6 protein-coding genes are annotated in these 8,461 nt (G+C 63.5%); 5 read left to right on the top strand and 1 reads right to left on the bottom strand.

All coding sequences use genetic code 11. The annotated features are described in order from the left end of the window. A partial coding sequence (locus ACXWUF_RS14075; protein WP_458495287.1) for a cache domain-containing protein occupies positions 1-1,575 on the bottom strand: 1,575 nt, incomplete at its 3' end. Positions 1,576-1,676: 101 nt separating this feature from the next. Here ACXWUF_RS14075 and ACXWUF_RS14070 point away from each other — a divergent pair. The 5 genes from ACXWUF_RS14070 (at position 1,677) to ACXWUF_RS14050 (ending at position 8,212) form a co-directional block, all read left to right on the top strand. Continuing rightward, positions 1,677-2,696, top strand: a complete 1,020-nt coding sequence (locus ACXWUF_RS14070) for a hypothetical protein (protein WP_458495286.1) — start codon at positions 1,677-1,679, stop codon at positions 2,694-2,696. Then, the gene (locus tag ACXWUF_RS14065) at positions 2,696-3,148 is read left to right on the top strand and encodes a hypothetical protein (protein ID WP_458495285.1); all 453 of its coding nucleotides are present in this window, start codon (positions 2,696-2,698) and stop codon (positions 3,146-3,148) included. The genes ACXWUF_RS14070 and ACXWUF_RS14065 overlap by 1 nt, the downstream gene beginning before the upstream one ends. Before the next feature lie 505 nt (positions 3,149-3,653). Further along, positions 3,654-4,304 (top strand): hypothetical protein, encoded by a 651-nt coding sequence (locus tag ACXWUF_RS14060; RefSeq protein WP_458495284.1) that lies wholly within the window; start codon positions 3,654-3,656, stop codon positions 4,302-4,304. 69 nt (positions 4,305-4,373) lie between these two features. Further along, a complete protein-coding gene (locus ACXWUF_RS14055; protein WP_458495283.1) occupies positions 4,374-4,958 on the top strand; it encodes a hypothetical protein in 585 nt (194 codons plus the stop codon). A gap of 446 nt (positions 4,959-5,404) precedes the next feature. Further along, a complete protein-coding gene (locus tag ACXWUF_RS14050; protein WP_458503295.1) occupies positions 5,405-8,212 on the top strand; it encodes a cytochrome C in 2,808 nt (935 codons plus the stop codon). The last annotated feature ends 249 nt before the right edge of the window (positions 8,213-8,461 follow it).

Below are 8,461 nucleotides of genomic sequence, written 5' to 3'. Positions count from 1 at the left end.
GATCCGCCCGCCGTCGGGCAGGATTTGCAGGGCATTCATCACCAGGTTCAAAAACACTTGCATCAATAGTTCCTCGTCGCAGGGAATCACGGGGTCGGCGGCGGTCAGCCGCCATTCGATGGCGATTTTTTTCTTACGCGCCCGCGCCGCCAGCAGGTCGGCCACCCGCCGCAGGATGGCGTGGACATCGCTCGGCTTCATGGTCGGCGGGCGGGGCTTGGCGCATTCCAGCAGGGTGGAAATCAGCCGGCCCAACCGGGCCGATTCGTCCAGCATGAACTGGGTCATTTCCTGGCCCTCGGCGCTTAAATTCGGTTCACGCCGCAGCATTTGCGCCGAAGTATGCAGGATGCCCAGCGGCGTCCGCACCTCGTGGGCCATGATGGCGGCCATTTCCCCCACCACCGCCAGCTTGGCGGCGTGGATGACCTGTTGGCGGGATTGCTCCAGGTCGTCCACCATCTGCCCGAAGGCCCGGCCCAATTCGCGCACCTCGCGGGTGCCGGAAATCCGGGGCGGCGGCTGGGGCGCCGTACGCATGAAGTTCCGCGCCCAGGCGGTCAGCCCCACCAGCGGGCGGGCGATGCGCCCCGCCACCCCGTGCGCGACGCCGCCCGCCACCCAGCCGGTGGCGAGGAAGGCCACGCAGAACAGCCACAACAGGGCGCGGATGGGCTGGAACGCCTGTTCCGCTGGTTGGAACACCAGCAACGACCAGCCCAGCCCCGGATAGCCCTGATAGCCCCGCGACCGGGCGTAACCCGCCAGCACTTCGCCCTCCGTGGCCGGAGCGCCATCCCGCACCGGCACGGAGGAAGCAAGCTGATTTACGACACCCTCACCCCAACCCTCTCCCAGGGGCGAGAGGGGGCCGTCGGGGCGCCAAGCGGCGAACGCCGAACCCAGCAGCAAGCCCCGTTGCCGCAGGGCTTCGGAGGCCGCGATGAGCCGCCCGTCGCGGTCGAGCAACGCCACGAAGCGCGTCCCGGCGGTGGAATGTTCGGCCTGGTCGAACAGCCGGAATATCCGCACCAGGTCGAACGCGCCGTACAACTGACCGATGTCCGCCCCGCCATAGGGATCATGCACGGGCGCCCGGATCAGCAGTTCGGCGGTGGCGTAGGGCGGAGCTAGGCGCAGAGGTTCCATGAACACCTCGCCCCCCGGCACCGAGGTGCCGGCCCAGGCGGGCTGCGATTCGAAGCCCCGGCCAATGGCACCCGGCTCGCTGGACGCGACGACCCGTCCGGCCCCGTTCACATAGAACAATTCGCGGTACATCTCGCCGTAGCCGAGCCGGATGTCCGCCAGGAACCGGGCCAGCCGCTTGTCCACGTCATCGACGCGGGACTCCTGCATGATGTCCAGATGGCTCCAGGAATGGACGTTTTGCAGCCGCTCGAACAGCAGCATGTCCACCTGCTCCATGAGGATGGCCGCGTCCTTGTTGAGATTCCGGCCAATCTCCGAGGCCAGCGCCGCCCGCGCCGCGAAGAACGACAGGCCCGCCAGCAACGCCGTGGCGAGGAAGGTCAGCGATAGGAAGGCGACGAGTAGCAGGCGGCGGATGGTCATGGGCGGGATGATCCACTTTGGGTGTAGGTTTAATGTAACATTCCGGGCCGAATCCTGGTGCCCGCCAGCCGCGCCTAAAGGCGCTACTACAAACAAAATCCATGCCCGTCCACTTATCCCGATTCGTCTCCTTAGTCCTATTGCTCCTATTCTCGGCGGCGGGCACCCCAGCGGAAACCGGCAGCTACCAACTAGGGCGCGGCTACGCGCTGGGCCAGACCGGCCTGCGGCTGGGCGGTTACGCCAGCCTGGTGGCCAAGGCGCCGCGCTCGGGGGCATGGAGCTTCGCGGTCAGTGACTTAAGCCTGTTAACCAGTTGGGAGGATGGCAGCGGCCACTGGCGGTATTTTTCGGAAACGGAAGTCGGCGATGCCCTGAGTGCGGGCGAACATCAAGGGTTCGGCGCCCAGGACGCCCATTTCGAGCTGGAGCGGGCGTACATCGACCGGCTGTTCGACGACAGCTTCTCTCTACGCTTCGGCAAATTCCTGACGCCCATTGGCCGCTGGAACCTGCTCCACGCCAATCCCCTGGTGTGGACCACCACCCGGCCCGTCGCCACCGAGCAATTGTTCTCCAAGCACGCCACCGGACTCATGGCCCACGGCGGCTTGCCGGTGGATGGGCGCCGCCTGGATTACGCCCTGTACGCCGACCTCACCGAATCCCTGGACCCTTACCGCTCGGAAAACCCCTTCGAGAACGCCCTGGGCGGACACCTGCTCTACGCCGTGGCCGACCACCTGGAAATCGGCCTGTCCTATGCCAGCTATGAATTGAACACCGCCCGAAAAGGCCGCTACAACTTGGTGGGCATCGAAGGCCTTTGGTCGTGGCGGCAATTCGAAGTGAGTTCCGAATGGGTCTACCGGACGGGCGGTGGCCGCGACCTCGTGCAGGGCTTCGCGCAGGGCCTCGCTCCGCTGGGCGCCCACTGGTATGCGGTGGGCCGCTATGAAATGTTCCAGCAGGAACAGGGTTCGACGGCGCAACTCGGCGTGTTCGGCCTGGCGTTCCGGCCGCTTCCACCGCTGGTGTGGAAGGTGGAATACCGGCTCGGGACGCAGAACGAGGCGGCGGCCCCCGATGGCCTGTACGGCTCCTTCGCGGTGCTGTTCTGATGGCCGCGCCACGCCTGGGCCGGGCGATGCTAGCCCTCATCCTCTCCGGGCTTCCCGGTCCCCGTGCCCCGCTGGCAGCCGAGGCCATCGCCGTGGTCGCGGCGGCGGAAAGCCCCCTGGACAAGCTGTCGCCGGACACCGTGAAGCTGGTCTATCACCGCAAGAGCCTGGTGGACGGCCAAGGCAAGCGCTGGATTCCAGTGAACCTGCCCGCCGCCGATCCGCTGCGCCGGGCCTTTTCGATGGCGGTGTTCGAGTCCCTGCCGGAGGACCAGGAAGACTACTGGAACCAGCAGTATTTCCACGGCGTCAACCCGCCGGACGTGCTGGCCTCCGAGGAGGCCGTGTTGCGTTTCGTCGCCGCCACGCCCGGCGCCATCGGCTATGTGCGGGCCGGCCGGGCGGATGGGCGGGTCAAGACCTTGCTGGTGATACCCGCCGGATCACGCTGAAAATCCAGGGAGTACGGCCATCTTGCAGGGCAACCACGCGATCTGTGTGAGTTCGCCCGGCTCCTCCCTCTCCAGCGGGAGAGGGTTGGGGTGAGGGGATTCCCAAGGGGGTTTTTTCTGCCATTTCCCTATGTGTTCAAGTGGGCTGCCGGGTCGAAATGGAAGAAAGCCTGTGTTTGATCCCCCTTACCCTAACCGCTGGGAGAGGGGACAAGAAGCTGGTTTTCCACATAGCCGCACCGCCGTGTGGCGATGGGTTCCGCTGCGCTGCACCCATCCCTGCTCTGTGAACGGGCGGGACGCCCGTTCTCCTTTCCATACCGAAATTGCAGTCATTGTTTGCGGGGCTGCAATCTTGGTAACGGCTCCATGGCCCCACCAAAATAAAAAACTTTATTAATATCAAATATTTAAATGATTGGCATCATCGGTGCAATTCCTCTGGCGACAGGCGGATATCCCAACCGCCCCATCAATGCCTGTATAGACACCAAGGAGCATCGCCATGAAAACCGATTCCATGTTCACCACCCGCCTCATCGCCGCCGCCCTGATTACCGCCCTAGGGCTGGCCTCCCCGGCCTTCGCCTCTAAGAATGAAAGCCACCCGGAAAACCACACCGAAAATTCCCACGATCAGGACAAGGATGGCGATTCAGAAAACGACTCCGACGACCACGACAAAAGCGGCTATTCCGGCGGAAATGGCGGTGCCAAGGTCGTCCGCGCCACCCTCGCGGGCACGGTGGAGCCGGGCGCACGGGGCGAGGTGAAGCTCAAGCAAAAGCTCCGGGGCAACCAGCTTGAAGCCGAGGCCACGCTTCCCGTGCCCAGCGCCGCCCTGGCCGTGGCCGACAGGACCGCCGCGCAGAACGCCACCCTCACGCTGACGCTGAGCCGTTCGGGCCAGCCTTACGCGGAATGCGATTTCGATTTGAAGTCGATGCAGATGAACAAGAAAAAGGCCACCGGCTCGGCCAAGTACAAGATCGAAATCTACGACCGGGGCGGCGTCCTGCAAGAGCGCTACGGCATTTGCGACTTGGACTTGGTGACGCCGGGCGTGCAGCGAGGGTTGCCGACACTCCAGACCGGCGACGCCGCCGCCGTGGTGATCGACACCAACAACGCGAGTTTCCTGGAAGGGATTTTTTAAGCGCCTGCCCGGACCCGCCCCTCTTTCTGTCGGGAGAGGGGCATGCCAAGCCTCGAAAGGAAACCACCCATGCGACTGAATCCACCGCAAACTCTGCGGATCGCCGGGCTGTTGCTCGCCGTGAGCGCCCTCAGTTCCGGCCCGGTCCTGACCGGCTACGACGCCGCGACCGGCGCCACCGCCACCACGCCAACTCCGGCACCAGCGCCGTCCAACCCCGCCATCGTCGCTCAGGTCAAGGACACGGCGGGCACCCGGACCAAGGGCAGCTTCACCCGCACCATCGCCGCCAAGCAGGAAAAGTTCACCGGCACCCTCAAGATACCCTTGCCCAGTCCGGCGCTCGGCATCACCGACGCGGCGACGGCGGGGGACACGGAAGTGTTGCTGGAATTCACCCGCAATGGCATGGCCTACGCCGATTGTTCACTCGACTTCACCGGAACCACCAAGAAGCCCTTCACCGCCAACTACAAGGTGGACCTGCTGAAACGCCGGGGCGCTCTGCAACAGAAGACGGGCTATTGCGAACTGCTGGTGACGCCGCGTGGTCCCGGCCTGCCCCAGCCAGCGGCGCGGGACCGGATGCGGCTTAGGGCCATCGGCGCCGCCGGGAATCAGCTTTTCGCCGAGGGGACGTTCAACAAAAAATAGGCTGCTGCGGGGAATAAAAATCAACCGCCTGACCCATGACACGCTGCTGGCATTCTTTGAACCGAAGAATGCTTTTGAAGTGAAAAAAGCGTATTGGCCCAATGCCGAACCGTTGGTCGGCGTACTCCGGGCGTGACTGTAAAATTTGTTGGTATGGCATATGACGCATTCGTCGCGGTATATGCAGCAAATGGAGCACGGCCACGCCATCCATCCTATTGCGGCGGGCGAAAATCCGCCGCTTCGGTCGGTAAGCGAACTTAAGCTGTCGGACGGAATGGAAAAATTGCGGAGCGCGGACTGCGTTCGTTGCGGGATATGACGCAAATTTTTGATGTTTCCGCCATGCGGTTCGCCGCATCCCCTAGTGTTGGCATATGGAATGGTTTTTGCATTGATTCTCCGGCTCAAACTTTCAGGGCCGACTGGTTTTTCCGGGTAGGCCAGTGATTCAAGCCGTAATTCGTCGTGTCGCCAAGGGCAGCATTCAAATGAGAAAAGGTCGGAATTTCGCGTTCATCCTCGCTATGCAGGCGATAGTCGGCTGGCTGATGCTGCTGTCGGCCCCTGGCGTGGCGTTCGCGGCGGCCAACGTGTTTGACCAGACTGTCCTGCACCCGGCGATTCCACTGCTCGACGAAGCCGGCCAGCACGTCCTCAATTCCGGCCAGCCCTACAGCACGAAGATGAGCTGCGGCAATGGCAACGGCTCGGGCTGCCACGACTACGACAAGATGAACCACGCCTACCACTTCGAGCAGGGGCGGGACGAGGCGGACGATTCTTTCGGCAAGAAGCATGGCCTGCCGCACTTGGTGTCGCCCGGCTATTTCGGCGGCTACAACTGTATGCAGGGCAGCAGCACCGGCGCCCTCGCCAAGAAGAGCAACTCAAGCGCGGCGGACTTCGCCGACTGGGGCGCGGCGGGCTTCGTCAAGGCGTGTAGCTCCTGCCATTTCGGCGGCGGTTGGGAAGAGTTGGACCGCACTGGCGTCCGCTACGACCAGATGCCCGACAATAAGATTGTCGACAAGGACGGCGATTATTTCGAGCGCAACGGCAACGGCGGACTGGTCCGCTGGGACTGGCGGAAAAGCGGCGTCCGCGAAGCCGACTGCTTGACCTGCCACGCCGATTTCTCGCTGTTGAAGAAATTCCCCGCGAGTGGACTGGGCGGCAACGACGGCGCGGACAAGACCGACACCGCGTTCAATCACTGGGGCTGGTTGCAGGACCAGAAGTTCGTCAAGGGCGGCTTCTTCCGCTACGCCAACTCGGGGCTATTCGAATTCCTCAACGTCCGGCCCGATTTAGCCGAAGGCGCCAATCTCTTGACCGTGGCGCGACAAATCACCCCGAACACGCCCAAACCTGATTACCAATTAGCCCTGAACGGCCAGGGCTTGCCCACCCTGCAATGGAACCGCGAGGCGTTCGACGGCAGCGCCAAGATTCAAATCCCCATGCGCCGCTTCCCGAGCAGCGACAACTGCATGATGTGCCATCTGGCCGGGGCGGGCATTAACCGCGTCTCCGCCAAGGTGAAGAGCAGTCGGCGCGGTTTTTACGGCTTCGGCGAGGAATCCGTCCAGCACGGCGGCGCGGACGGCGTGCTGATTCCCGACTCGATGGACGATGTGCATAAGGGCACCACTTGGCTGGACGACACGGGCGAGAGCCGGGTCATCGACAACTGCAACGCCTGCCACGCCAAGCAGTATTACAAGCCGCTGTTCGCCAACATCGACCTGGACGCCGACCACAATTTCCCCAAGGGCGATGGCGACGCCGACATCCGCAACGACCTGGACAAGCAGCCGGGTCCGTTCTCTTGCGAATACTGCCACGACACCGCCAAGACTCCGGCGCTGCCCTCCGGCCACAAGACCATCCTCGACGCGCATCGCGAACTATGGAAGGCCAACGGCGACATGGCCGGTTACGCCCCGGATACGCTGAATAAAGTTACTCAGGTCCATTTGGACGTGGTGGCCTGCCAGACCTGCCATATCAGCAACGTCACGTATAACGGCGAACCCATCAAGCTGCGCTACCGTTATCGGCTGGCCGAAAACGGCAAGATGAAGTCCATCCCTTACAAGCCCGCGACCCGCTTCTATGCCAAGGACAGGGCCAGCGGGCGGGTGCTGTACCGCTATGAGCGCGAGTCCGTCTTTGAGAAAAAGACCGGCGCGGACGGCAAGGCTTACGGGGCCATCATCGACCCGGCCAGCCAGCAGGAAATCGGCAAGGTGCCGGTGAACGCCGCCGGGGAGTTCGGCACGCCCGCGACTTACGACGATTACAAAGCCTGGAAGCGGGCCTATGACAACCTGCTGAAAGGCAAGGGCTACAAGAACCCCGATGTGCGGTTCGTCTACATCGAATCCAACGAGTACATCGTCACCCACCAGACCCGGCCCGCCGTCGAGGCCGTGCCCTGCACCGATTGCCACGCCCGCAAGCAGAATGGCTCCATCAACTCGCTGCTGGCCGTGAATGGCTTGTACGGCGAGGGCAATGTGGCGGAAGTGGCGAAGCTGCCCGACGGTCGTTTGGTGGACGAGGGCGTCGTGGAGCTCGGGATGCCCTATTACAAGGTGGACGCCAACGGGCGCATCACCGAGAACGTGTCCGACGTGCTGTATGCCAGCAAGATCAACCCGTCCATGTCCATCCTCGACGCGCAGATGGCGCGGGATGTTTCCGGGGAATTCAACGCGGTCGAGGCGGGTGCCGCCGCCGGTTTCGCCGGGCTGACCAGCGCCTCCGGCAATCGCCTGATGCAGCGCATCAACAGCGGTGAATGGCTGCTGTTCAACCCCGCCGTGGGCCATGAATCCTTGCGCCGCTTCGCCCTGATCCTGCCCGGCAACTTCATCAACCGGGGCACGCTCCAGAATGCGCGGGTGGAGGCCGAAGCCCGCGAGCCGGTGCTGGCCGAGCGCAAGCGCGTCAAGAGCGGCGGCTTCGGCAATCTGGTGTCCGACATCTTCTCGATCACCGCCAGCGATGCGGGCAAGACCAAACTGACGGCGTTCTCCCAGCCCGGTGCCTTGGTGAAACTGCCTTATCAAGGGCGGGCGCAGGCGGTGAAGAAGGTCCGCGTGGTCTATTCGACCGACGGCAAGCGCTGGCGGCAGGTGCCCGCCAAGGATGTGGTGGACTTCAACCCGCCCGGCGGCGAGGTGCCCGCCTACGTGGTCGTGAGCCTTACCAAGCCGGTCGCCTATCTGGCGGTCGCCGACAAGTGATGCCGTTTTATCGCAAACCCGTAGGTCGGGCATGTGCTCATGCCCGACGCGACGATGATTGCTCGGCATCGGGAATGTCGGGCATGGGAATACATGCCCGACCTACGCTTGATTTCACATGTAAAGGAGGGATCACGATGGCTGCCAATCTTTCCTCGAAGCATTCCCGCGCACGGGCGCAGGTAGCGTCAGACGAAGCTTCGCCCGCCCGCGCCGTGGCGGAAAAGGCGTTGCCCTGGCTGGCCGGGG

Source organism: Methylomagnum sp. (genome assembly GCF_054333355.1).
This window is presented reverse-complemented; position numbering and strand designations above follow the sequence as displayed.